This window comes from Allobosea sp. TAB14, assembly GCF_052113865.1.
GTDB lineage: Bacteria > Pseudomonadota > Alphaproteobacteria > Rhizobiales > Beijerinckiaceae > Allobosea > Allobosea spartocytisi.
Map to the genome: position 1 here is coordinate 1 of NZ_JBFRDQ010000019.1, position 23,159 is coordinate 23,159.

The 23,159-nt window shown below is 66.3% G+C and carries 22 protein-coding genes; 17 read left to right on the forward strand and 5 right to left on the reverse strand.

Going from position 1 to position 23,159, the window contains the following annotated elements:
- A partial coding sequence (locus AB4Y99_RS04550) for a hypothetical protein (protein ID WP_441522525.1) occupies positions 1–333 on the forward strand: 333 nt, incomplete at its 5' end.
- A 160-nt stretch (positions 334–493) separates the two neighbouring features.
- Here the strand turns inward: AB4Y99_RS04550 and AB4Y99_RS04555 are convergent.
- Positions 494–1,426, reverse strand: coding sequence for a LysR substrate-binding domain-containing protein (locus AB4Y99_RS04555; RefSeq protein ID WP_038363193.1), 933 nt, complete (start codon positions 1,424–1,426; stop codon positions 494–496).
- A 106-nt stretch (positions 1,427–1,532) separates the two neighbouring features.
- Between AB4Y99_RS04555 and AB4Y99_RS04560 the strand changes: the two genes are divergently transcribed.
- The 7 genes from AB4Y99_RS04560 (at position 1,533) to AB4Y99_RS04590 (ending at position 8,251) form a co-directional block, all read left to right on the forward strand.
- Complete coding sequence (locus AB4Y99_RS04560; protein WP_441522526.1) at positions 1,533–2,726, forward strand: threonine synthase; 1,194 nt, start codon at positions 1,533–1,535, stop codon at positions 2,724–2,726.
- A complete protein-coding gene (locus AB4Y99_RS04565) occupies positions 2,723–3,175 on the forward strand; it encodes a transporter substrate-binding domain-containing protein (protein WP_441522527.1) in 453 nt (150 codons plus the stop codon). Before AB4Y99_RS04560 ends, AB4Y99_RS04565 begins: the two co-directional genes overlap by 4 nt.
- A gap of 71 nt (positions 3,176–3,246) precedes the next feature.
- Positions 3,247–3,909, forward strand: coding sequence for an amino acid ABC transporter permease (locus AB4Y99_RS04570; protein WP_441522528.1), 663 nt, complete (start codon positions 3,247–3,249; stop codon positions 3,907–3,909).
- A gap of 10 nt (positions 3,910–3,919) precedes the next feature.
- Positions 3,920–4,636 carry an amino acid ABC transporter permease gene (locus AB4Y99_RS04575; RefSeq protein WP_038363198.1) on the forward strand — a complete coding sequence of 239 codons (717 nt, stop codon included), beginning with the start codon at positions 3,920–3,922 and terminating at the stop codon, positions 4,634–4,636.
- A gap of 36 nt (positions 4,637–4,672) precedes the next feature.
- On the forward strand, positions 4,673–6,172 hold the full coding sequence (argH, locus tag AB4Y99_RS04580; RefSeq protein ID WP_441522529.1) for an argininosuccinate lyase: 1,500 nt from the start codon (positions 4,673–4,675) through the stop codon (positions 6,170–6,172).
- On the forward strand, positions 6,169–6,933 hold the full coding sequence (locus tag AB4Y99_RS04585; protein ID WP_038363203.1) for an amino acid ABC transporter ATP-binding protein: 765 nt from the start codon (positions 6,169–6,171) through the stop codon (positions 6,931–6,933). The genes argH and AB4Y99_RS04585 overlap by 4 nt, the downstream gene beginning before the upstream one ends.
- Positions 6,926–8,251: an NAD(P)/FAD-dependent oxidoreductase gene (locus AB4Y99_RS04590; RefSeq protein WP_441522530.1), complete on the forward strand. Its 1,326-nt coding sequence runs from the start codon at positions 6,926–6,928 to the stop codon at positions 8,249–8,251. The genes AB4Y99_RS04585 and AB4Y99_RS04590 overlap by 8 nt, the downstream gene beginning before the upstream one ends.
- A 71-nt stretch (positions 8,252–8,322) precedes the next feature.
- Here AB4Y99_RS04590 and AB4Y99_RS04595 read toward each other — a convergent pair whose 3' ends face one another.
- The 4 genes from AB4Y99_RS04595 to AB4Y99_RS04610 all read right to left on the reverse strand — a co-directional run bounded on the left by AB4Y99_RS04595 (position 8,323) and on the right by AB4Y99_RS04610 (position 13,428).
- Entirely contained in the window at positions 8,323–9,084 is a 762-nt protein-coding gene (locus AB4Y99_RS04595) for an ABC transporter ATP-binding protein (protein WP_142023115.1), read from the reverse strand.
- A complete protein-coding gene (locus AB4Y99_RS04600; protein WP_441522531.1) occupies positions 9,081–10,121 on the reverse strand; it encodes a FecCD family ABC transporter permease in 1,041 nt (346 codons plus the stop codon). The genes AB4Y99_RS04595 and AB4Y99_RS04600 overlap by 4 nt, the downstream gene beginning before the upstream one ends.
- A complete protein-coding gene (locus AB4Y99_RS04605) occupies positions 10,118–11,140 on the reverse strand; it encodes an ABC transporter substrate-binding protein (RefSeq protein WP_441522532.1) in 1,023 nt (340 codons plus the stop codon). Before AB4Y99_RS04605 ends, AB4Y99_RS04600 begins: the two co-directional genes overlap by 4 nt.
- A gap of 197 nt (positions 11,141–11,337) precedes the next feature.
- Positions 11,338–13,428 (reverse strand): oxidoreductase, encoded by a 2,091-nt coding sequence (locus AB4Y99_RS04610; protein ID WP_441522533.1) that lies wholly within the window; start codon positions 13,426–13,428, stop codon positions 11,338–11,340.
- Between the two features lie 121 nt (positions 13,429–13,549).
- Here AB4Y99_RS04610 and AB4Y99_RS04615 point away from each other — a divergent pair, with 121 nt between their 5' ends.
- The 9 genes from AB4Y99_RS04615 (at position 13,550) to AB4Y99_RS04655 (ending at position 23,150) form a co-directional block, all read left to right on the forward strand.
- A complete protein-coding gene (locus tag AB4Y99_RS04615) occupies positions 13,550–14,500 on the forward strand; it encodes a LysR substrate-binding domain-containing protein (RefSeq protein ID WP_441522534.1) in 951 nt (316 codons plus the stop codon).
- A 253-nt stretch (positions 14,501–14,753) separates the two neighbouring features.
- Positions 14,754–15,239: a Csu type fimbrial protein gene (locus AB4Y99_RS04620; RefSeq protein ID WP_441522547.1), complete on the forward strand. Its 486-nt coding sequence runs from the start codon at positions 14,754–14,756 to the stop codon at positions 15,237–15,239.
- Positions 15,240–15,358: 119 nt separating this feature from the next.
- Positions 15,359–16,075 (forward strand): fimbrial biogenesis chaperone, encoded by a 717-nt coding sequence (locus AB4Y99_RS04625; RefSeq protein ID WP_441522535.1) that lies wholly within the window; start codon positions 15,359–15,361, stop codon positions 16,073–16,075.
- A gap of 10 nt (positions 16,076–16,085) precedes the next feature.
- Positions 16,086–18,515: a fimbria/pilus outer membrane usher protein gene (locus AB4Y99_RS04630; protein ID WP_441522536.1), complete on the forward strand. Its 2,430-nt coding sequence runs from the start codon at positions 16,086–16,088 to the stop codon at positions 18,513–18,515.
- A gap of 50 nt (positions 18,516–18,565) precedes the next feature.
- A complete protein-coding gene (locus tag AB4Y99_RS04635; RefSeq protein ID WP_441522537.1) occupies positions 18,566–19,477 on the forward strand; it encodes a Csu type fimbrial protein in 912 nt (303 codons plus the stop codon).
- Between the two features lie 151 nt (positions 19,478–19,628).
- Complete coding sequence (locus AB4Y99_RS04640) at positions 19,629–20,537, forward strand: metal ABC transporter substrate-binding protein (protein ID WP_441522538.1); 909 nt, start codon at positions 19,629–19,631, stop codon at positions 20,535–20,537.
- Positions 20,534–21,439: a manganese/iron ABC transporter ATP-binding protein gene (locus AB4Y99_RS04645; protein WP_441522539.1), complete on the forward strand. Its 906-nt coding sequence runs from the start codon at positions 20,534–20,536 to the stop codon at positions 21,437–21,439. The genes AB4Y99_RS04640 and AB4Y99_RS04645 overlap by 4 nt, the downstream gene beginning before the upstream one ends.
- A complete protein-coding gene (sitC, locus tag AB4Y99_RS04650) occupies positions 21,436–22,293 on the forward strand; it encodes an iron/manganese ABC transporter permease subunit SitC (protein ID WP_441522540.1) in 858 nt (285 codons plus the stop codon). The genes AB4Y99_RS04645 and sitC overlap by 4 nt, the downstream gene beginning before the upstream one ends.
- The gene (locus AB4Y99_RS04655; RefSeq protein WP_370955071.1) at positions 22,290–23,150 is read left to right on the forward strand and encodes a metal ABC transporter permease; all 861 of its coding nucleotides are present in this window, start codon (positions 22,290–22,292) and stop codon (positions 23,148–23,150) included. The genes sitC and AB4Y99_RS04655 overlap by 4 nt, the downstream gene beginning before the upstream one ends.
- Positions 23,151–23,159: the final 9 nt, after the last annotated feature.

The following is a 23,159-nucleotide window of genomic DNA, read 5'->3' on the forward strand; positions in this document are numbered from 1 at the left end:
GTCGGAGCGTCAGTGTTTCAGGTTCACGTTGAAGGTAACGACAAGCGGTCAGACGTTCTGAAGCTCACAGCGGCGATCGAGAAGATCGAGAAGAAGTTAGAAACGGCGCTGCGAGGCCACGAGAAAGCCAAGCCGGGGTTTTCGTTTGTCATGCATCCATTGCAGCCTGCCAACGCCGGTGTGGTCGGACGGGAGCTGGAAGGAGATGGGGACGATTTATCGTGGGGCCTGCATGGGCACGCTACACGCTTCTACGCGGTGCTCATTCGAAGTGCGAAGCCTGCTATCACTACAACCGGCTTTCAAGGTCTGAAAGAACACTCGCAGGAGTGAATCTGTTTTCAATTCTAAATCATCTCATGATTTCAATTACGTAAGTGTTCGCAGTTTTATCCTGAATGGCGCGCCAATCAAATCGACGGCTTAAGTGCAGTCGATCCTTGTCGTCGTTTATCCATCCATTGAGCACGCGGTAGACGCGGCGCGGGCGGCATCATACCGGCCCTTGCGGAGCCGGTCCCCCGTGGCGCACCGATGTTGTTTCGTATCCGGCGAGCTCTTCGCGCACGACGGCCAGAAAACCATCGACGAGGGGGTCGGCGCGGTGGTGGCTCGGGAACATGGCGTGGCCGTGGAACATCACCTCCGGCTTGAAAGGCCGGAAGACGATGCCGCTGCGCCGATAGTCGTCGGCGGCGATCGGATTGACGATGCCGATGCCGAGCCCTTGCTCGACAAGCGCGCAGATCGCCGCGCTGAACGGCGTTTCCAGCGCGAGATGGCGGCGCACGCCCGCATCCTGGAAGATGCGGTCGACACGGGCTCGCGCACCATCCTCCAGCGAGAGCGAGATGAAGGCCTCGCCTTCGAGATCCTTGGGCGTGATGCGATCACGTTTCGCAAGGCGGTGTCCCGGCGGAAGGGCGCAGACGCCGGGAATCATGTAGAGCGGGCGATGTTCGACGCGCGGAATGTCGATCACGTTCGCGATGAAGCCGATGTCGCAATAGGATGACGACATCCAGCGCGTGACCGTGCCGTCATGGCCCATCTGCAGTGAGATGCTGACTTGCGGAAAGCGCTCCTTGAAGCGCCGGATGCAGCGCGGAATGAAGCCCAGCGCCATCACCGGCATCGCCGCGATGCGCAGGCGCCCCGTCCCGAAGATGCGGATGTCGCGCGCGGCGTAGGAGAGGGTCTCCAGCCCGATATAGCTGCGTTCGACCTCGCGATAGAAGGCCAGCCCCTCCTGCGTCGGCCGAATCCGCCCCGCTTTCCGCTCGAACAGCTTGAGGTCGATCTCGGCCTCCAGCTCAGCGATCAGCCGGCTGATGCTGGGCTGGGAGGTTCGCAGCTCCTGCGCCGCCGCCGTCATCGAGCCGCGCAAGATGATGGTCCGGAACGCGTCCACCTGTCGCAGATTCATCGGCAAGCTCATATCACTGGTGAATAGAAGAGCCAAAAACTGAGATTTGACCAGATAGATGGCCAAGACAATACTTTTGGCCATGTCAACGCGCCCGAGCATCGCCGTGACGTCCCGCCTCATCGGCATGGCCTGCCTGCGCTGCGCCGAGCCCTGGCCGGTCGCGGAGTACGAGGCGGGTTGCCCGCGCTGCGCCGCCGAGGGACATGCGTCCAATCTGCGGCTGACCTATTTGCCCGGCGAGCGCGGCGTCTCGCTGCCCTATCCCGAGGCCCACTCCCTGGGTGAAGGCGGCACGCCGCTGGTCGAGCTGCCTGAGCTGGCGAGCGAGCTGAAGCTCGGCAAGCTGTCCGCCAAGCTCGAATGGTGCAATCCGACGGGCTCGCACAAGGACCGGATGAGCGCGCAGCTGATCGCGCGGGCTCTCGATCGCGGCGCCGCACGCGTCGTGGCGGCGTCGAGCGGCAATGGCGGCCTCTCGGTGGCGGCGTACGCCGCCCGTGCCGGGCTCTCCGCGGAGATCGCGACCACCGAAGCGCTGCCGCGGGTCTACCGCCGGGCGATCACCGCATATGGTGCGACGCTGATGGGCTTTGCCGACAGCATGGCCCGCTGGAAGCATCTCGCGAAGCGCGTCGGCGAGGGAGCCTTCGCGGCGACGAACTACAAGGTGCCGGCCATCGGCACCAACCCCTTCGGTATCGAAGGCTACAAGACGATCGCGGCCGAGCTGGCAGCGGGGACGATGCCCGATCTCGTCGTTATGCCCTGTTCGCGCGGGGATCTTCTGTCCGGCATCCGCCTCGGCTTCGAGGAGGTCGGCGCGGGTGTGCCGATGCTGGTCGCGGCCGAGCCCTTCGCGCGGCTGGAGCGGGTGCTCGCCGGCGCCGATTATCGCGAGCCGTTTGCCGGCGACACCGCCCAGGCTTCGATCGCCGGCAGCACGGTGACATGGCAGGCGGTCGAGGCGCTGCGTGCCAGTGCCGGCCGCGCCGTTTCGGTCGATGATGGGGCAGCGCGGGCGGCGCAACGCCGCCTCGCGGCCTGCGGGCTCCATGCCGAGCTGTCCGCTGCCTCCGCATTGGCTGCGCTCGCCATACTCGCCGCAGGCGGTGGGCTCGCGGGCCGCCACGCCGTGATCGTGCTCACGGGTTCGGGATCGCGCGATCCCGGCGACAGCGACATGGCTGCGAGACCCCAGGATGAAGCTGCCTCGGACGGGGCGCTCGCACAGCCGGCAACGACCGGCGTTTCACCACAGAGAACCGATCCATCGGTCCAACAGAGGGAAAACGGATGACCACGCTCGTCTCGCACCTATCGGCGCTCTCGGCTTTCGCCGCCACCGCCTTCACGCTCTCGCTCGGGGCCCAGGCCCAGAGTCTGCCTCCACTACCGGAAGCGATCAAATCCGCAGGCGTCCTCAAGGCCGGGGTGCGCTGCGACCAGCCGCCCTATGGCTACAAGGACGAAACCGGCAAGTTCGCCGGCGTCGAGACCGAGATGGCGATCCAGATCGCCGCCTGGGCCTTTGGCTCGCCGGACAAGATCGAGCTGACCTGCGTGACGGCCGAGAACCGCATCCCGCAGCTGGCCGGCAAGAAGGTCGACATCCTGATCGCCACGCTCGGCGTCACGCCCGAACGCGCCCGCGTGATCGACTTCTCCAAGCCCGACAAGTGGATCCCGGCCGATATCCGGCCCTTCTACGTCGACGCCTTCACCAAGCCGAAGCCCAACGCGCGCTGAGCGCAGGCAAGCGCCGGGAGCGGTTCGCGCTCCCGGCCCCCGGCAGCCTGGCAGCGAGAGGAGCGCGTGCCATGGAGTTCGACTTCGCCTATCTCACTGCGCAATGGCCGGCGCTGATGCGCGGCCTGTGGCTGACGGTGCAGGTCAGCGCGCTCTCGATCGTGCTCTCGATCCTGGTCGGCGTGTTCGGCGCGGCGGCGCGCGTGCTGCAGGTGCCGGTGCTCGACAAGCTCGTCGTCGGCTATGTCGAGTTCATCCGCAACACGCCGCTGCTGGCCCAGCTCTTCTTCATCTTCTACGGCCTGCCGGGCCTGGGGCTCAGACTCTCGCTGTTCTGGTCGGGCGTGCTCTGCCTCACCATCTGGGCCGGCGCCTACCAGATCGAGAATATCCGCGGCGGGCTCGAGACGGTAGGCAAGGGCCTGCGGGAAGCCGCCTTCTCGCTGGGCCTGTCGCCCTGGCGCTATTTCCGCCTGGTAGCTGCGCCGATGGCGATCCGCGTCGGTTTGCCGTCGATGCTGAACACCTCGATCTCGCTCCTGAAGAACTCCTCTTATCTGCAGGCGATCGGCCTGGCCGAGCTGACCTATGTCGCGATCGACCGGATCTCGATGGATTTCCGCACCATCGAGATGTTCTCCGCGATCTGCGTGATCTACCTCCTGCTGGTCCTCGCCCTCTCATTCCTCGCGAGCCGGCTGGAATACCGGCTCAACGCGCCGTTCAGGCATTGAGGGGGCGCAGATGGAGCTGCTGATCCGCAATTTTCCCTTCATCCTGCAAGGCCTCGCCATGACGCTGGGCCTGGCGCTGGCGACGCTGTTCTTCGCGACGATCATCTCCTTCGTGCTCGGCACGCTGGCGACGCTGCGCTTCGGCTGGCTGCGCGTGCTGGTGAAGATCTATGTCGAGCTCTTCCGCGACATTCCGCTGATCGTGAACATCTTCTTCGTGTTCTTCGTCGCGCCGCTCTTCGGGCTGGAGCTGTCGCCCTTCGCGGCCGTGACGGTGGGGCTTTCGGTCTGGGGCAGCGCCAACGGCATCGAGATCGTCCGCGGCGGCTTCAATGCGGTGCCGAGGCATCAATGGCAGAGCGCCGCCGCGCTCGGGCTGAAGACCTGGGAAATCTATCTCTTCATCACCGGCCCGCAGGCCCTGCGCGCGATCCTGCCGCCCTTCGTCGGGCTCTTGACGCTGCTCGTGCAGGCGACGTCGCTCGGCGCGCTCGTCGGGGTCAACGAGTTCTTCAAGGTCGGGCAGATCATCGTCGAGCGCACGACGATGATGGAGGGCTGGAATCCGGCCTTCACCGTCTATGCCGCGGTCCTGCTCACCTATTTCGTCATCTGCTCGACGCTGACCTGGTTCGGCCGCTGGCTGGAGCGCCGGCTGAAGCGCGACCGCCCGCAAGCCCGTCCGGAGGCCATCGCCTCGGCCGCGCCGGCAGCGCAACTGCCCTGATCTTCGCAAACTCACCTGGATACTGGGGAAGCCGTCATGGAATCGAAAGTCAGCCGCCGCCTGACCGAGAAGGTCGCCGAGGAGGTCTGCGAACACATCTACGCGCCGCGGCTCGCGCGGGATTTCCGCACCGTCTTCGGCTATATGAGCGACCTCAACCAGGCCCATGTGCTGATGCTCGCGCGCTGCGGGCTGATCTCCCCGCAGGCTGCGAAAACGCTTGCCGCCGGGCTCCTGCGCATGGAGACGGACGGGCCCGAGGTCGTCGAACTCGACCCGCAACGCGAGGATTCCTACTTCAATTTCGAGGCGCATCTGATCAAGCTGATCGGGACCGAGGCCGGCGGGCGGATGCATATTGCCCGCAGCCGCAATGACCTGACCTCGGGAATCGACCGGCTGCGCGCCCGCGACCTGCTGCTCGACGCGAGCCAGGCTCTGCTCTCGGTCGAGGAGCACGCGCTCGACGGAGCCTTCCGCTTCCGGGAGGTGGTGATGCCGGGCTACACCCATCTCCAGCCGGCGCAGCCCATCACCTACGGCTTCTATCTCGCCGGCGTCGCGCAGTCGCTCGAACGCGACCATGGCCGCCTGACGGATGCCTGGGCGCGCACCAATATCAGTCCGCTCGGAGCAGGCGCGCTTGCCGGCACGACCTTCGCGATCGACCGGGAGGCGGTCGCGCGTTCGCTCGGCTTCCAGGGGCTGGTGGAAAATGCCCTCGATGCCGTCGCGACACGGGATTTCGGGCTCGAGATCCTGTCGGCGCTCACCCAGATCGCATTGGGGTGGAGCCGCGTGGCGCAGGACTACCATGTGATGGTCTCGCACGAATTCCAGACGATCGAGTTCCCGGACCGGGTGACCGGCACGTCGAGCATCATGCCGCAGAAGAAGAACCCGGTGGTGCTCGAACATCTCAAGGGCAAGGCCGGCCATCTGCTCGGTCTTTACGTCGCCTCCGCAACGGCGGTGAAGGGCACGCATTTCACCAACACCATCGACGGCAATCGCGAGGGGATGCGCGGGGTCTGGGAGGCGGGCGAGGAGACGCTGCGCTGCCTCTCGCTCTTCGATCTGATCATCGCCACGGCCCGGCCGAACGCGGCCTTGATGAAGCGCCGCGTCACCGAGGATTTCGCCTCCGCGACCGATCTTGCCGACCTGATGGTGCGGGAGGCCGATCTCTCGTTCCGCGAGGCGCATCACGTCGTTGGCGGGGTCGTCCGCGCGGCGATGGATGCCGGCCTCGCCGCCGACGGCATTACCACCGGGATGGTCGATGCGGCAGCGCAGGATCAGCTTGGCCGGTCGCTCGGCCTGCCGGCGGATCGCGTCCGCGAGAGCCTCGACCCGGCGGCCAGCGTCGCTGCGCGCCTCGTTCCCGGCGGGCCGGCCCCGGATGCGGTCGCGCAGGCGGTGGAGGCGGCGCAGGCGCGGCTCGAAAATCGCCGTGGCGTTCTGGCACGCAAGCGCGGGGATCTGCAGGGCGCGCGCGAGGAGCTGAAACGGGCCATGCGGGAGCTCGCCGCATGAGCGCCCGGCCGCTGATCAGCTTGCGCGGCATCGGCAAGCGCTTCGGTGCGCATCGGGCGCTCAGCGGCATCGATCTCGATGTCGAGGCGGGTAGCGTCGTGGTCCTGATCGGGCCGAGCGGCTCCGGCAAGAGCACGCTGATCCGCTGCATCAACGGCCTCGTCCGGCCCGACGAAGGCACGCTCCACATCGCCGGAAAACCGGTCGATATCCACCACGAGAGCGCCTGGCAGCAGATGCGGACCGAGGTCGGCATGGTCTTCCAGGACTACGCGCTGTTCCCGCATCTGAGCGTGCTGCGCAACATGACGATCACGCCGGAGCGCCGCCGCGGCGTGCCGCGCGCCAAGGCCGAGGAGGAGGCGCGGGCGCTGCTGGCGCGCGTCGGGCTTGCCCACAAGGCGCTGGATTATCCGTCCGCCCTGTCCGGCGGGCAGCAGCAGCGCGTCGCCATCGTCCGCGCGCTCGCCATGCGGCCGAAGGCCATCCTCTTCGATGAGCCCACATCCGCACTGGATCCTGAGACGATCGGCAGCGTCCTCGACGTGATGAAGGATCTTGCCCGGGAGGGCACGACCATGGTCGTCGTCACGCACGAGATGGGCTTTGCCCGCGAGGTTGCCGATCGCGTGGTGTTCATGGCGGAGGGGCAGATCGTCGAGGAGGGGCCGCCGGATGCCTTCTTCGGCGCGCCACGGCACGAGCGCACCCGCACTTTCCTGTCCAACATCAGATCCTTCGGAGAGGCCGCCCATGGCTGAGCCGACCGGCGTTCTCGCGCCGAACTTCACAACCGATCCGTACTGGTGGGACGCGGCCCCGCCCGAGACCGCACGTGACCCGCTGCCGGAGGAGACCGATATCCTTGTCGTCGGCTCAGGCTATTGCGGCCTCTCGGCTGCGGCCGAACTGGCTCGCAATGGTGTCGACGTCACGGTCGTCGACGCGGAGGAACTCGGCGCCGGCGCCTCGACGCGCTCCGGCGGCATGGTCTCGAGCGGCCAGAAGCTCGTCATCGGCGGCGCGATCAAGGGCGTCGATGCCGCGCGCATGGAACGGCTTCTGGAGGATTCGCTGTCATCCTACGAGCACCTCAAGAGCCTGATCCGCGAGAAGGAGCTCGATGCCGATCTCGGCGTCTTCGGCCGCTATTTCGGCGCCCATGTGCCTGGTCATTACGACCGGCTGCGCCGCCATGGCGAATTGCTGGCGAAGCACACCGGCGTCACCGTCCACGAGATTCCGAAATCGCGGCAGCACGAGATCACGAAGACGGATTTCTACCATGGCGGCATCGTCATCGACGATTATGGCGGCCTCCATCCGGCGAAGTATCACCGGGCCCTGCGCCGCCTCGCGCAGGCCAATGGCGCAAAGCTGCGTTCACATGCCCCGGTCCTCAAGGTCGGCCCGCTGGCGAACGGCTTCCACGAGGTCGAGACCGGTCGCGGCATGGTTCGCGCGCGCCATGTCTTCTTCGGCACCAACGGCTACAGCGACAAGGCGAGCGGCTTCCTGCACAAGCGGATCGTCGGCGTGCGCAGCTACCAGATCGCGACCGAGCCGCTGCCGCCGGAGCTGATGGCCGAGATCAATCCCGGCCGGCGCATGGTCACCGATTCCAAGCGCGAGCTGATCTATACCCGCCCGTCTCCGGACGGCACGCGCATCCTGTTCGGCAGCCGGCCCGGCATGCTCAACGTGCCGGAACGGGAGGCGGCGCCGCGGCTTCATGCCATGATGCTGAAGGTCTGGCCGCAGCTTGCGGGCTACAAGGTCACGCATTGCTGGAGCGGCAAGGTCGGCATGACCGCCGACAAGATCGCGCATATGGGCAAGCTTGGCGGCATCGACTTCGCCGTCGGCTGCAATGGCAACGGTGTCGCGCTGATGACCTATCTCGGCCACCAATCGGCGCTGAAGCTGCTCGGGAAGCAGAACCGCAGGAGCGCCTTCGACGACCCTGCCTTCCCCGAAATTCCGGTGACGCTCTACGATGGCCGCCCCTGGTTCCTGCCCATCGTCAGCGGCTGGTACCATCTGCAGGACGCGATCGATCGCCGACTGGCGCGATTCTGAAGGAAATGGCAGCGGCAAAAAACCGCGGAGTTGCTCGCGGCAGCCTCACCCCGCAGCAGAGCGCGCCGCGGTCACCGCAGATAGTGGATATGCGGTCTGTGATGGTGAGGAGACGCCTCGACGCGCGCCTCGACTGAAAAGACCTCCCGCAGGAGCGTCTCGCTGATCACCGCGTCCGGCGGTCCGGACGCCACGATCCGGCCTTGCTGCATGACGATCACCCGGTCGCAGAACATGGCGGCGTGGTTGAGGTCGTGCAGGGCGACCACGCTGGTGATCGGCAGGCTCGCGACGAGCTTCAGCACGCCGATCTGGTGCTGGATGTCGAGATGGTTGGTCGGCTCGTCGAGGATCAGCTCGGTCGGCGTCTGTGCGAGCGCCCTGGCGATATGCGTGCGCTGCTTCTCGCCGCCCGACAGGCTCTGCCAGCGCTCGTTGCGCCGGTCCTGCATGCCGGCGCGCTGGAGCGCCTCGTCCACGGCACGGTCGTCCGCATGGGTCCAGCGGGACATCCAGGAGCGATGCGGAAATCGTCCGAGCCGGACGACATCGACGACGCGGAGATTGGCGCTGGTGGTCGCATGCTGCTCGACGAAGGCGACGCGACGCGCCACCGTCCGGGCACCCAGCGATGCGAGATCGCTTCCATCCAGCAGCACGCGGCCCGATTGCGGCCGCTTCAGACCGGTCAAAAGGCGCAGGAGCGAGGTCTTGCCGGAGCCGTTGGGGCCGAGCAATCCCAGCATCCGTCCAGGCTCGGCGGCAAAGGAGACGCCGTCGACGATCGTCCTGCTTCCGATCCGCCAGACCAGGTTCTCTGCCGTGATGCTCATGAGGCACGCTGCAGCCGGTAGAGGATGATCGAGAAGAACGGCACGCCGACGAGAGCGGTGACGACGCCGATCGGGAGCACCTGTTGCGGGATCAGGGCACGCGAAGCGACATCCGCCAAGACCATGAAAACCGCGCCGATCAGCACGCAGGCCGGCAGGAGCCGGACATGGAGGGGGCCGATCAGGGCCCGGGCGGTATGGGGCACGATCAAGCCGACAAAGCCGATCGAGCCGACCATGCTGACAATGGTCGCGGTCATCATGGCAGTGAGGGCGAAGAGGACGATCCGGGCCCGGCCGACATTGACGCCGAGGGAGGCGGCCGTCTCGTCGCCGAAGGCGAAGGTGTCGAGCGTCCGCGCATAGCAGAGGCAGGCGACGAGCCCGAGGCTGACGACCACCGAAACCAGCATGAACTCCGGCCAGCGCACGCCGCCGAAGCTGCCGAGAAGCCAGAACATGACGTCGCGGGCCTGCTGGGCGTTGCCGGAGGTGGTGACGATATAGGAGGTCGCGGCATTGAAGAGTTGCGAAGCCGCTACGCCCGCCAGGATGGTGCGGTCGGCGCCGCCGCGCGTGCCGTTTGAGAGCAGGGCGACGAAGCAGAAGGCGGCGAAGGCGCCGAGGAACGCGCCGCCGGACAGCGAGAGAACGCCGCCGCCCAGACCCAGGATGATGATGGCAACCGCGCCGGTCGATGCGCCCGCCGAGATGCCGAGCACATAGGGTTCCGCGAGCGGGTTGCGCAGCAGCGACTGCATGATCGCGCCGGAGAGCGCGAGGCCTGCGCCGCAGAACGCCGCGACGAGCGCGCGGCTCAGCCGGTAGTCCCAGATCACGGTCTCGAAGACCCGGTCGATCTCGACCGACGACCAGCCCAGCCGGTTGGTGACGGCGGCGAGCGTCGTGCCGAGCGGGATCGGCAGGTCGCCGATGCCGACGCTGAGACCGATGGCGAGCCCGATCGCCGCCAGCGATCCCAGCAGCAGGCCGGCCAGGGCCGCCTTGCCCTGAAGGGCGCCGTATTCCCCGTTCACTTCAGCAGGCCGAGCGCTTTCAACTGCTGCGCCATCTGTTCGGCGCCGTAGATCGTCCGGACGGTCGGGTTCATCGCTTGGCCATCCATGACCACGATGGCCTTGTTCCTGACGGCCGCAAGCTGGCTGACGGCCGGGTCCGTGGTCAGGAACTTGATTTTGGCCTCCGGCTTGTCGAGCTCCCAGCGGTTGCGGTCGAGGTTGGCGACGACGATGACGTCGGGCTTGGCCGCGATGATGCCTTCCCACCCAAGCGTCGGCCATTCGGCCTCGGTCTGGATGGCGTTGCGGCCGCCGAGCAGGTCGGCGATGAAGCCCGAGGCGCCGTTCTTGCCGCCGAGATAGGCGTCGGCAGATGGGGAGGGGCTGGAGAACCAGAAGACGTAGGAGAGTTTCTGGTCGCCCGGCGTCACGCTGGCGCGCAGCGCCGCCTCACGCGTCTTGAAATCGGCGATCAGGGCCTGGCCGCGATCGGCGACGTCGAAGATCCGCGAGAGCTCGTCGATCTCCTGATAGAGCGCATCCGTGCTCCAGAGCTGGGCGCGGCTGCCATAGGCGTCCTTGCTGCCCTTCGTATCGAGACAGGTGCTGGGGGACAGATAGCTGGGAATGCCGACACGCTCGAAATCCTCGCGCTTGGCAACCTTGCTGCTCGGACCGAGCAGCGTGGGAAGGGCGGCTGCGACGAAATCCGGCCTCTCGGCGAGCATGCTCTCGAAGGTCGGGAATTCCACGGTCAGGAGCTTCACCCTGGCATTGGCTTCGGCAAGCTGCGGCAGGACCTTGCTTGGCCAGAAGGCCGTGCCCACCATCCTGTCCTGGAGCCCAAGCAGCAGCATGATCTCGGCGCTGTTCTGGCCGAGACCGATGGCCCGCTGCGGAGCCTTCTGGAAGGTGATCTTCACGCCGCAATTGTCGAGCGTCAGGGGGTAGCTGTTCGGAGCTGCCGCAACCGGGGTCGCAATGCCGCCGGCGACGCAAAGCCCGGCCGCGATCAAAAGCGATTTGAAGCTGCCCACGCGTCATGTCCAAGGAAAGTTGTCTGTGGGGCGACCTCTTAACGGCCCTGCGAGGAAAGGGCTAGCCGAGGCCAAAACATTATAAATATTCTAAGTTACGGCGACGATTTACTTTCCGGCGGCGTGAACAGTGCTTCCCTGCGAAGCTTCGCAAGGTCCACGCGACGATGCCATGTCCATCGTCCGGGCGCCCCCGCTCAAAGCTTCGAGCAGAGCCGGTAGGCCTCGTAGATCGATGAATAGATGTCCCGGCTCGACACCGCGTCGCCGATGCGATGCAGAAGGAAGCTGCCGGCCGGAGGCGCTTCAGCCTCCGCGTCGCCGACCATGAATGCGGTATCGGTGACGCCGTCATTGGCCGAGAGCGCTCTCAGCGCGTGATAGATCTCGGCGGCGGGCAATGTGCCGTGCTCGACGACGATCTGGCTTGCTTCGATCCGGCTTTGCGCACCGGTCAGCTCATGGCGGAAGCTGGCCTGAAGGGCGTTGCCCCGGCGTTCGACCTTCTCCAGCCCGATCTCGGTGAAGGAGCGGATGCCAAGCTCCGCAAAGCGCTTCCTGAAGCCGGATCTGTCGATATAGGACATCTCGACGGCAAGCGCGTCGTCCGGCGTGGCGATCGAGACCGTCTTGCCCTGCTGGGCGAGATGCAGGGCGCAGGACGCCGCCGCTTGCCGCCCGGTTCCATCATAGACGAGCACATCGTCCTTGCCCGGCACGGTTCCGGTCAGCACATCCCAGACGGTGTCGCAGAGCTCGGCGCCCTCCAGCCAGTCGGTGTCGGGAACGCCGCCCGTGGCGATGATGACGAGGTCGGGCTCCTCGGCGCGCACCGCGTCGGCCTCGACATAGCAGTTCGTGCGGATATCGACGCCGAGACGTTCCAATTCGCCGATCCGCCAGTCGACGATGCCGATCAGGTCGCGCCGTTCGACCGCGGCCGTTGCCACGAGCAGCTGGCCGCCGAGCCTGGGCGCCGCCTCGAACAGGATGACGGAATGGCCGCGCTCGGCACAGACGCGGGCGGCTTCGAGGCCTGCGGGGCCGCCACCGACGACGATGGCTTTCAGCCGCCGCGAAGCCGGCTTCACCTCGTGACCGAGCACGGTTTCGCGCCCGCTGGCGGGGTTATGGATGCAGTTGACCTTCTTGTAGAGGCAGTAGGAGGCCCCGACACAGGGCCTGATCCGCTCCTCATCGCCCCGGATGAGCTTGTTGACGATATGCGGGTCGGCAATGTGGGCGCGCGTCATGCCGATCAGGTCGACGATGCCCTCGCGGATCGTATGGCGGGCCGTTGCGATATCGCGAATGCCGCCGGCATGGATCAGCGGCAGCTTCGTCTCGCGGCGGAATTGCGCCACCTTGTCGAGATAGGGCGCGCTGCGCTGGAACAGGCCGGGCATGTTGTCTTCCGCCAGCGCCAGATCGGTGTCCATGCGGCCGTAGATGCAGTTGAAGTAATCGATGTGCCCCTCGCGCTCGAAGATGCGGGCGAGCTGCAAGCAATCCTCGAACCCCGATCCATCGGCGACGCCTTCGTCGATCACAAAGCGGATGCCGACCACGGCGTCGTCACCGACGCGCTTGCGAATGGCCTCATGGACCATCAGGCCGAAGCGGGCGCGGTTCTCGGGCGAGCCGCCGAAGCGATCCCTGCGTTTGTTGGTGAGCGGCGACAGGAACTGGCCGATGAGATGGCCTCCCGTCACGGTCTCGACGCCGTCGAGACCGCCCTCCATGCAACGCAGCGCCGCATCGGCGTAATCCCGGATGATCCGCGCGATATCCGCCTCATCCATTTCCTTGGGAAAGTTGCGGTTGCGCGTCTCCCGCACGCGCGACGGCGCCAGCACCGGCAGCCAGTTCCAGCCATAGGAGGTGGCGCGGCGACCGAGATGCGAGACCTGGCACATCACCGCCGCGCCATGGCCATGGATGCGCGCCGATAATTGCGACAGATGCGGAATGATGCGGTCGCTGGAGAGATCGAGCTGGCCGCCGCCCCAGCTGGAGTCGGGGGAGGTCATCGCCGAGCCGCCGATCATCGTCATGGCGAGCCCGCCGCGGGCCTTCTCCTCATGGTAGCGCTGATAGCGCTCCAGCGGCAGCCCGCCATCGTCGAGCATGGAGGCGTGGCTGGTGCTGACGATGCGATTCCGGAAACGCAGTTTCTTGATCGCGAACGCCTCGAGAAGCGGGTCGAGGCTTGCACCGGGCGCGGGAGCGGCGGTTAGCTGTGCTGCACTCACCGAATTGTCCTCGCCAAAGCCAAAGCCTATACGCATGCGTGATGGTAGCTGCGAAGCTGCGCAGCCGCTGTCATATGGCTGATCCCCCTGCGATCCTGCGGCAGATGCCGGAAGCGGAGTAGATTGAAAAAAGCTTGGCGAGGGATACGCTGAGAGTATGGCTCTTCTTCCTCGCCTGGTTCCGTCGGCGCGCGGGCTGCTGATCTTCGAGGCCGCGGCACGCACCGGCAGCTTCACGGCGACGGCGGTCGAGTTCAATGTCACCCAGCCCTCGATCAGCCGCAGTGTCGCCGAGCTGGAGGCGGCCATCGGGGTCAAGCTCTTCGAACGCCGCGCGCGTGGGATCGAGCTGACCATCGATGGGCGCGCGCTCCATGACGTCCTCGGTGAGGCCGTCACCCGTATTGCCGAGACCATCGAGGCGATCCAGCGTCGCAAGAGTTCGACGAAGCCTGTCGTCACGCTTTCGATGTCGAGCTCTTTCGTGGCCCATTGGCTGCTGCCGCGTCTCGGCGAGTTCAATGCGGCATTCCCGCAGGTCGATATCCGCTTCGATCTGGTTCCGGGCGTCCTGCGCGGCATCCCGGACAATGTCGATCTCGCCACGCGCATCGTCGCCGACGACGATGAAAGCTTTCATCGCTGGTTCTTCGCGCCCGAGATCATTTTCCCGGTGTGCAGCCCGGCCTATCTCAGCGCCCGCGGCCCGCTCGACCATAAGGGCGATGGGGCCGGACATGTGTTCCTGTGGCTGACGGACCATGCGACCCCCAAATGGGCCAAGGAATGGGGCAACGTCGCCCATCGCGGCACGTCCCGCGGCGTCTGGCACGAATTCACGGATTACTCCGTCATTCTCCAGGCCGCTCTCAACGGCGAGGGCATCGCGCTCGGCTGGGTCAGCGTCATCGCGAGCATGCTGTTGAAGGGCATGCTGGTGCCCGCCTCGGATCTCGTCATCCGCACCGGCCAGCACCATAGCCTGGTCGCGCCCCGGTCCAGGCCCCTGAGCCCCGTCGTCGTCGAGATCGCTCTCTGGCTCCAGGCCGGGATCGCGAAAGAGCTCGATGCGCTTGCCGGCATGGATGGCCTGTCCATCGAGAGTTGATCGTAGGAGCCGGCGGCGGACCGGTTTCGCTTCAGAAAAGCAGGGCGTCGAGGTGGTCGGGAGCGGCTTGTGCCGGCAAGAGGCGCGGCAGCGCTGCAGGCCTCCTGCCGAGGATTGCAGGCCATGTGAGGTGCGTGAACGGACGCCGGCGCCAGCACGCTCAGGTTGCGATGTTAAGCATCCATTAACCAAGCTGGCCCAATACTCCTATTGTATCGACTTGCCTAAATTCCTGACAATGGATGTTTTCATTATGGCAAGAACACATTTCGTTCCGGCAGTACTGATAGCTTCCCTTGTGTCAAGTGCCTCGAATGCGGCCACGGCTACGGGCAATTTCCAGGTTCAGATCAATATCCAGGCTACCTGCATTGTTGTCAGTGCCTCGGATCTTAACTTCGGCAACGCCGGCGTCCTTTCGGCGAATGTCGATTCGACGAGTACTATCAGCGTCCAGTGCACGGCCACGACGCCTTATTCCATCGGGCTCAACCAGGGCGTGAATGGTGGCTCCGTCACGACGCGCCAAATGGCGGGGACCGGCGGCCTGATCAATTACGCGCTTTTCCGTGACGCCGGCCGAACCCAGAACTGGGGATCGACCATCGCGACGGATACCGTTGCCGGGATCGGGAGCGGCGCGGCGCAGAACTATACCGTCTACGGCCGGGTTCCGCCCCAAACCACCCCCGCGCCGGCGCTCTACACCGACACCATCACGGTGACGGTGACCTACTGACCGGCGCAATCGCGCTCGCCTGCTGCCGACCATCGACCAGGCCTAACCGAAGGAGGCGTGACGGAGCTGCATGCGCAGCGCCGATCCCTGCCGCTGTGCCGGAACAGAAGGAAACCCGTATGAAGAGCGCGGTCATCGGAATTGGTTTTGCAAGCCTCATCGCCGGAGTGGCGGATGCGGCTTCCCTGCAGGTCGCCCCCGTGCTGCTGGACCTCCCGGCGCCCGGAAACACGGCGACGATCACCCTGCGCAACACGGATGTCGAACCGATCACCGCCCAGATCCGCGTCTTTCGCTGGATCCAGCGCGACGGAGCCGAACGGCTTGAGCCCGTGGACGACGTTGTGGCCAGCCCGCCGGTCGTCCAGCTGCGCTCCCGTCAGGATTACACGGTCCGGATCGTCCGGGTGACGGGGCAACCCGTCGCGCGAGAGGAGGCGTATCGGCTGGTCATCGACGAATTGCCCAAGCCGAACCGCGCACCCGGAACCGTGGCTCTGGTCATGCGCCATGTGGTGCCCGTCTTCTTCAGCCGGAAATCCGCTTCGCCCGCCTCGGTCGCCTGGTCGATCAGCCGCCATGACAAGGGCTTGACCCTGAGCGCGGTGAACAGCGGAGAAAGGCGCGCACGCTTCGCCGCGATCACGATCCGCGACGCCTCCGGAAAGGTGGTGTCCGAGACGAAGGGGCTTCTCGGCTATTCGCTCGGCGGTTCGTCGATGCAATGGGTCCTTCCCTCGTCGCCGTCAGCGAGGTCGGGCGCGCGGTTCACGATTTCCGGCATGACCGACATTGGCTCGTTCAATGCGCCGCTGCCGGTGTCCGCCAGCCGCTAGGTTCGCAGCCATGGCGATGCTGGTGCTTGGATCGGCGTGCTGGGCTGCGAAACCCGCTCGAGGCGAGGACGGAGCCGGCCGCGAGCTGCATCTCGATGTTCTTCTCGACGGCCAGGCGATCGGCCTGATCGGCGCCTTTCGTCAAAATCCTCGCGGTGACATCCTGGCGCTTCGCAAGGAGCTGGAGGAGCTCGGCGTCAAGGTCCCCGGTGCCTTCAAGGCGGCGGACGAGGTCGCCCTGCTCGCCATTCCCGGCCTGACCTTCCGCTATGACGAGGCGGCGCAGCGGATCGACATCAGGCTGCCGCCGGAGGGGCGCCTGCCCAAGACCTACGACGCGCAACCGTCCAGCGCCACGCCCGCGCCGAAGCCCGAGCGCGGCAGCACCGGCGCCGTCCTCAACTACACGCTCTTCGGAACATCCGAGGACAAGCAATTGGGCAGCTTCTGGCGCTACCCCACGCTGTCCGCGACGCTCGACGCGCGGCTGTTCAGCCCCGTCGGCGTGGTCTCCCAGACCGGGATCCTGAGCGACCGGTCGCTTGCGGGGGGATCGACCGAAGCGCTCCGCCTGGAGACGAGCTGGACCTATTCCGATCCCGAGACCCTGCTGACCTATCGTGCCGGCGACCTGATCTCGAGCGGCTTGGCATGGACCCGCCCCGTCCGCCTGGGCGGCCTACAGTTCCAGCGGAATTTCGGGCTGCGTCCAGACCTGATCACGCTGCCGCTGCCCAGCGTCACGGGTTCCGCGGCGGTGCCGTCGACGGTCGACGTGTTCGTCAACGGCGCGAAGGCCATTTCACAGGATGTCGGCAGCGGCCCGTTCCGCATCACCAACATCCCCATCCTCACCGGCAACGGCAATGCCAGCGTGGTCGTGCGCGACGCCTCGGGCCGGCAGAGCGAGTCGAGCCTGCCCTTCGTCGTGTCGAGCAATCTGCTCCGGCCGGGCCTGTTCGATTTTTCCGCCGAGCTTGGCCTGCCGCGCCTGCAATACGGCCTGCGGTCCAGCCTCTATGGCGACGATGTCGCGGGATCGGCAAGCGCGCGCTACGGCATCACCGACACCGTCACGGTGGTCGCGCACGGCGAGGGGACGCGCGGGCTCGGCATGGGCAGCGTCGGCGGCGTCTTCGGCCTCGGTCGCTACGGCGTGCTGACCGCGGCGGGCGCCGGCAGTTGGAACGATGGCCGCATTGGCGGCCAGTCCTATGTTTCGTTCGAGACGCAGCTTTGGGGGGTGTCCTTCATGGCCGCGTCCCAGAGGACCTTCGGAGCCTACAGGGATCTGGCCGCGGTCAGCGGCGTTCCGTTCCCGGGGCTGGGCGGCGGCGTCACCGACTATGTCGCGACGGCGGGCTCGCCGACGCTGAGCGGCGACAGATGGGAGCGGATGCTTCTGCCGCCGCGCGCGCTCGACAGGGTCTCGATCGGCGTGCCGGTGCCGCTGCTGGGCGGAGCGGTCAGCCTCGGCTTCGCCCATGTGAAGCCGGCGCTGGGGCGCGCCAACCGGATCGTGAATGCGAGCTATACGCGGCCGCTCTGGGGTGGCGGCTCATTCTACGCCACCTTCTACACCGATCTGGCGGATCGCAGTTCCGCTGGCGTTTTCGCCGGGCTGTCGTTTCCGTTCGGGAGCGACATCACCTCCTCGGCGGGCGCCAGCCGCACGGGCTCGACCTGGTCGCTCGCGGCCGACGTCAACAAGCCCATCGGCCAGGAGATCGGAAGCGTCGGCTGGCGCATCCGCGATGTCGAAGGGCCCTCCGGACAGATGCGGCGCGCGGCGTCCGTCGCCTATCGCGGCGCCGCCGGCCAGATCGAGGCCGGCGTGGCGCAGGGCGACGGAGGCTTCACCGGGACGATGCAGCTCGACGGCTCGGTGGCGATCGCGGGGGGCAGCGTCTTCGCCGGCAACCGGATCGACGATGCGTTCGCCGTGGCGAAGGTCGGCGTCCCCGGCGTCGACGTGCTGTTCGAGAACCGGGTGGTCGCTCGCACCGACGCATCCGGCAGCGCGCTCATCCCGACGCTGCGATCCTATCAGGCCAACAGGATTTCGATCGACCCCCGCGACCTGCCGGTCGATGCGTCCTCGGAGAGCACGGTCGAATTGCGCGCTCCGTCGGACCGGGCCGGCGTGATCGTCGATTTCGGCGTCAGGTCGATGAGCAATGCGGCGATCGTCATCCTTCAGGACGCGGCGGGGCGCCCCTTGCGCGTTGGGGCGACGGGCGCGCTTCAGCCCGGTCTCAGGGGGACGAGTGCCGCCGCGCCGGAATTCACGGTCGGCTATGACGGCCGGGCCTTCATCGAGAACCTGTCGGCGGATAACGAGGTGGTCGTGCGGCTCGAGGCGGGATCCTGCCATGCGCGGTTTCCCTTCGCGCCCCGGGACAAGGCGCAAGTCTCGATCGGACCGGTCCGATGCCAATAGCGCGCGGTTTGCTGCGACTGTGCTTCTGGACCATGCTCGCGGCGGCAGGGATGCTGCCGGCGGCCCGGCCGGCGAGCGCCCAATCCTGCTCCTTGAGCATCACGCCCCTGGCCTTTGGCGATGTCGACGTCACGGCCAATGCACAGGTGAACGGAACCGCCACGGCCACGGTCTCCTGCTCGGGTACAATCTTGCCGGTGGGAGTCTGCATAGAGCTGGGGCCCGGCAGCGGCGGCGGCACGAATGCGGCGAATCGCACCCTCGTCAACGGCGCCAATCAGCTCCGTTACGGCCTGTTTTCCGATGCGGCGGCGAGTGTCCCCTGGGGATCGGGGGCGTGGGCGGCAGGAGGCGCATCGCCTGTCGGCTTCAATCTGTCCATGCCCGGCGGCACCGGCAGCCGCAGCGTCACGATCTATGGCCGCGTCTATAGCGGCCAGGCCACGGCTGCGCCGGTGCCTTACAGCAGCAGTTTTTCCGGCGCCGACGCGCAGATCCGCTATGGGCTCCTCTCCTTCTTGCTCGGATGCAATCTGCTGACGGTCACCCAGTCTGGGAGCTTCAACGTCACGGCGAACGTGCCGCCGACCTGCAGGGTCACGACCAGCGACCTGAATTTCGGGCCGGTCGGCGTCCTGACCGCGCCCCATGATGCCTTCACCAGCCTGGCGCCGACCTGCACGAACGGAACCGCCTATCAGATCGGACTCGATGGCGGCCTGTCGGGCGCCACCAATCCGACGCTGCGGCGCATGGTCAAGGGCGGCGAGGGGATCACCTATGGCCTCTACCGGGATACGGCGCGCACCCAGGCGTTCGGAAACATGCTCGGTGCCAATACCCTGGCGGGGCTGGGGTCGGGCCTGGCACAGACGACATTCGTCTATGGGCGCGTGCCGGCTCAGGCGACGCCGTCACCGGGCGCCTATGCCGATACGATCCAGGCGACGGTCACCTATTGAGCGCTCGCGACGGCGCCGAACGCCGCCGCCCTCCAGCGGGTCGGGCGCAATTCCTCCTCCATAATTGCGAATAAATCGCACTTGCAAGTACGGCGGACTTCAAGGTAGCAATGAATTGCTTCTGCAATTCATTGTCAATAAGGATGCCTCAATGCCCGCTGCTTCGCGTCGATCGATCCTGGCCGGTTTCATGGGCGCCGCCTTCGCCGCCGTGCTGGGCAACTCGCCGGCCGCCGCCCAGGGCAAGTTCAAGGCCGTCACCACCTTCACGGTGATCGCGGACATCGCGAAAAACGTCGCGGGCGACGCGGCGATCGTCGAGTCGATCACCAAGCCCGGTGCCGAAATCCACAACTACCAGCCGACGCCGGGCGACATCCAGCGCGCCCAGGGCGCACAGCTCATCCTCTGGAACGGCCTCGGGCTCGAGCTCTGGTTCGAGAAGTTCTTCCAGAATCTCAGGAACGTGCCGGGCGTCGTCGTCTCGCAGGGCGTCGCCCCGATGGGCATCGTCGAAGGCCCCTACAAGGGCAAGCCGAACCCGCATGCCTGGATGTCGCCCGCGGCCGCGCTGATCTATGTCGACAACATCCGCGACGCCTTCGCGAAGTACGACCCGCAGAATGCCGAGACCTACAAGGCCAATGCGGAAGCCTACAAGGCCAGGATCAAGGCCGCCATCGAGCCGATCAGGGCGGAACTCGCCGCCATTCCCGCCGAGAAGCGCTGGCTTGTCTCCAGCGAGGGCGCCTTCTCGTATCTGGCACGCGATTTCGGGCTGAAGGAGCTCTATCTCTGGCCGATCAACGCCGACCAGCAGGGCACGCCGCAGCAGGTCCGCAAGGTCATCGACGCGGTGCGGAAGAACAAGATCACGGTGGTCTTCTCCGAGAGCACGATTTCGCCGAAGCCGGCCCAGCAGGTCGCGCGGGAAACCGGGGCGACATATGGCGGCGTCCTCTATGTGGATTCGCTGAGCGAGAGCGACGGTCCGGTTCCGACCTATATCGACCTGCTCAAGGTCACCTCGGGCACCATCGCCAAGGGGCTGGCGCAGTGAACGCGCCTGTCGATGCCAAAGCCCTCCTCGCCGCGTCCGAGGCGGGGGGCGGCATTGCGGTGACCGGTGCGACGGTCACCTACCGCAATGGCCATACGGCGTTGCGGGATGCGAGCTTCCGGATCCCCACGGGCACGATCGCGGCTCTCGTCGGCGTCAACGGCTCCGGCAAGTCGACGTTGTTCAAGGCGATCATGGGCTTCGTGCGCCTCGCCACGGGCGATATCCGCGTGCTCGGGCTGACGGTCCGGCAGGCGCTGCGCCAGAACCTCATCGCCTATGTGCCGCAGGCCGAGGAGGTCGACTGGAACTTCCCGGTCCTGGTCGAGGATGTCGTGATGATGGGCCGCTACGGCCGCATGGGCCTGATGCGCATCCCGAAGGCCGCCGATCACACGGCCGTCGATGCCGCGCTCGCCCGCGTCGACATGGGCGCCTTTCGCAAACGCCAGATCGGGGAGCTCTCGGGCGGCCAGAAGAAGCGCGTCTTCCTGGCGCGGGCGCTCGCCCAGGACAGCCGGGTCATCCTGCTCGACGAGCCTTTCACCGGCGTCGACGTCAAGACCGAGGAGCGGATCATCGCGCTGCTGCGCGAATTGCGAGCGGAGGGCCGCGTCATGCTGGTCTCGACGCATAATCTCGGCTCCGTGCCGGAATTCTGCGATCGGACGATCCTGATCAAGGGAACGGTCCTGGCCCATGGCCCGACCGCGGACACCTTCACCCAGGAGAACCTGCAGAGGACCTTCGGCGGCGTGCTGCGCCATGTCGTGCTGAACGAGGCGCATGTCGGCGGGCAGGCGCCCGTCGGCGTCGTCACCGACGACGAGCGGCCATTGATCCTGCACGAGGGCAGGGCGGCCCGCCGGGAGGCCGGGATGCGCGAAGGAGGCGGGGAATGATCGCCGCTCTCCTCGAGCCTTTCTCATACGGCTATATGCGCAACGCCATGTGGGTCTCGGCCCTCGTCGGGGGCGTCTGCGCCTTCCTGTCCTGCTATCTGATGCTGAAGGGCTGGTCGCTGATCGGCGATGCGCTGTCGCATGCGATCGTGCCGGGCGTGGCCGGCGCCTACATGCTGGGCCTGCCCTTCTCGATCGGCGCCTTCTTCTCCGGCGGGCTCGCCGCCGGCGCGATGCTCTTCCTGAACCAGCGGACCAAGCTGAAGGAAGATGCCATCATCGGCCTGATCTTCTCGAGCTTCTTCGGGCTTGGCCTGTTCATGGTGTCGCTCTCGCCGACCTCGGTGAACATCCAGACCATCGTGCTCGGCAACATCCTCGCCATCACCCCCGCCGACACGATTCAGCTCGCGCTGATCGGCTTGGTCTCGCTCGGTGTCCTGCTCGTCAAATGGAAGGACCTCATGGTCACCTTCTTCGACGAGAGCCATGCGCGCTCGATCGGCCTCAACCCGACCGCTCTCAAGCTGATGTTCTTCACGCTGCTTTCGGCGTCCACGGTCGCGGCGTTGCAGACGGTGGGGGCCTTCCTCGTCATCTGCATGGTCGTCACGCCCGGCGCCACCGCCTATCTGCTGACGGATCGCTTCCCCCGGCTGCTGGCGATCGCGGTTGCGATCGGCACGCTGACCAGCTTCGCCGGTGCCTATGCCAGCTATCATCTCGACGGAGCCACCGGCGGCATCATCGTCGTGCTGCAGACGGCGATCTTCCTGCTCGCCTTCTTCCTCGCGCCCAAGCACGGCATGCTGGCCGCCCGTCGCCGCGCCGCCCGCACCCTGGAGGCCGCATGACGATCCTCGTCGAGACACTGCTCCAACCCTTCCGCTTCGACTTCATGGTCAATGCGCTGGTGATCGCGGTGGTCGTCGCCATACCGATGGCGCTGCTGTCCTGCTTCCTCGTGCTGAAGGGCTGGTCGCTGATGGGCGATGCGATCAGCCATGCCGTCTTTCCCGGCGTGGTCCTCGCCTACATCCTCGGCTTTCCCTATGCCGTCGGGGCTTTCGCCGCAGGGATGATCTGTGCCACCGCAACGGGCTTCCTGAAGGACAACAGCCGGATCAAGCAGGACACCGTGATGGGCGTGGTCTTCTCCGGCATGTTCGGGCTCGGTCTCGTCCTCTATGTGAAGATCCAGTCCGAGGTGCATCTCGACCATATTCTCTTCGGCGACATGCTCGGCGTCTCCGTGGCCGATATTGGCGGGGCCGCGCTGATCGCCCTGCTGACAGCGGGCGTGATCGGCATCAAATGGAAGGATTTCCTGCTGCACGCCTTCGATCCGGCGCAGGCGCGGGCGGTCGGCCTTCGGGTGAACCTGCTGCATTACGGCCTGCTCAGCCTGATTTCGCTGACGATCGTCGGCGCGCTGCAGGCCGTCGGCATCATCCTGGCCATCGCCATGTTGATCGCGCCGGGCGCCTTCGCTTTCCTGCTGACCCGCCGGTTCAGCACCATGCTGCTCGCGGCGGTCGTCATGGCCGTGATCGGCTCGTTCCTCGGGGTCTATCTCTCGTTCTTCATCGACAGTGCGCCGGCGCCGACCATCGTGCTCCTGCTGTCGCTCGCCTTCATCCTGGCGCTGGCCCATGCGAGCCGCAGGACGCCCGAAACCCGGCCGGATGGTGCCGCGCGTCCACTTCATTAGAACGGGCTG

Coding starts and splice junctions, on each gene's coding strand:
- AB4Y99_RS04555 (WP_038363193.1), bottom strand. CDS start 1,426: ATGAATCTGCGACAGGTGGACGCGTTCCGGACCATCATCTTGCGCGGC.
- AB4Y99_RS04565 (WP_441522527.1), top strand. CDS start 2,723: ATGACCACGCTCGTCTCGCACCTATCGGCGCTCTCGGCTTTCGCCGCC.
- AB4Y99_RS04570 (WP_441522528.1), top strand. CDS start 3,247: ATGGAGTTCGACTTCGCCTATCTCACTGCGCAATGGCCGGCGCTGATG.
- AB4Y99_RS04575 (WP_038363198.1), top strand. CDS start 3,920: ATGGAGCTGCTGATCCGCAATTTTCCCTTCATCCTGCAAGGCCTCGCC.
- argH (WP_441522529.1), top strand. CDS start 4,673: ATGGAATCGAAAGTCAGCCGCCGCCTGACCGAGAAGGTCGCCGAGGAG.
- AB4Y99_RS04585 (WP_038363203.1), top strand. CDS start 6,169: ATGAGCGCCCGGCCGCTGATCAGCTTGCGCGGCATCGGCAAGCGCTTC.
- AB4Y99_RS04590 (WP_441522530.1), top strand. CDS start 6,926: ATGGCTGAGCCGACCGGCGTTCTCGCGCCGAACTTCACAACCGATCCG.
- AB4Y99_RS04595 (WP_142023115.1), bottom strand. CDS start 9,084: ATGAGCATCACGGCAGAGAACCTGGTCTGGCGGATCGGAAGCAGGACG.
- AB4Y99_RS04610 (WP_441522533.1), bottom strand. CDS start 13,428: ATGCGTATAGGCTTTGGCTTTGGCGAGGACAATTCGGTGAGTGCAGCA.
- AB4Y99_RS04615 (WP_441522534.1), top strand. CDS start 13,550: ATGGCTCTTCTTCCTCGCCTGGTTCCGTCGGCGCGCGGGCTGCTGATC.
- AB4Y99_RS04620 (WP_441522547.1), top strand. CDS start 14,754: ATGGCAAGAACACATTTCGTTCCGGCAGTACTGATAGCTTCCCTTGTG.
- AB4Y99_RS04625 (WP_441522535.1), top strand. CDS start 15,359: ATGAAGAGCGCGGTCATCGGAATTGGTTTTGCAAGCCTCATCGCCGGA.
- AB4Y99_RS04630 (WP_441522536.1), top strand. CDS start 16,086: ATGGCGATGCTGGTGCTTGGATCGGCGTGCTGGGCTGCGAAACCCGCT.
- AB4Y99_RS04635 (WP_441522537.1), top strand. CDS start 18,566: ATGCTGCCGGCGGCCCGGCCGGCGAGCGCCCAATCCTGCTCCTTGAGC.
- AB4Y99_RS04640 (WP_441522538.1), top strand. CDS start 19,629: ATGCCCGCTGCTTCGCGTCGATCGATCCTGGCCGGTTTCATGGGCGCC.
- sitC (WP_441522540.1), top strand. CDS start 21,436: ATGATCGCCGCTCTCCTCGAGCCTTTCTCATACGGCTATATGCGCAAC.
- AB4Y99_RS04655 (WP_370955071.1), top strand. CDS start 22,290: ATGACGATCCTCGTCGAGACACTGCTCCAACCCTTCCGCTTCGACTTC.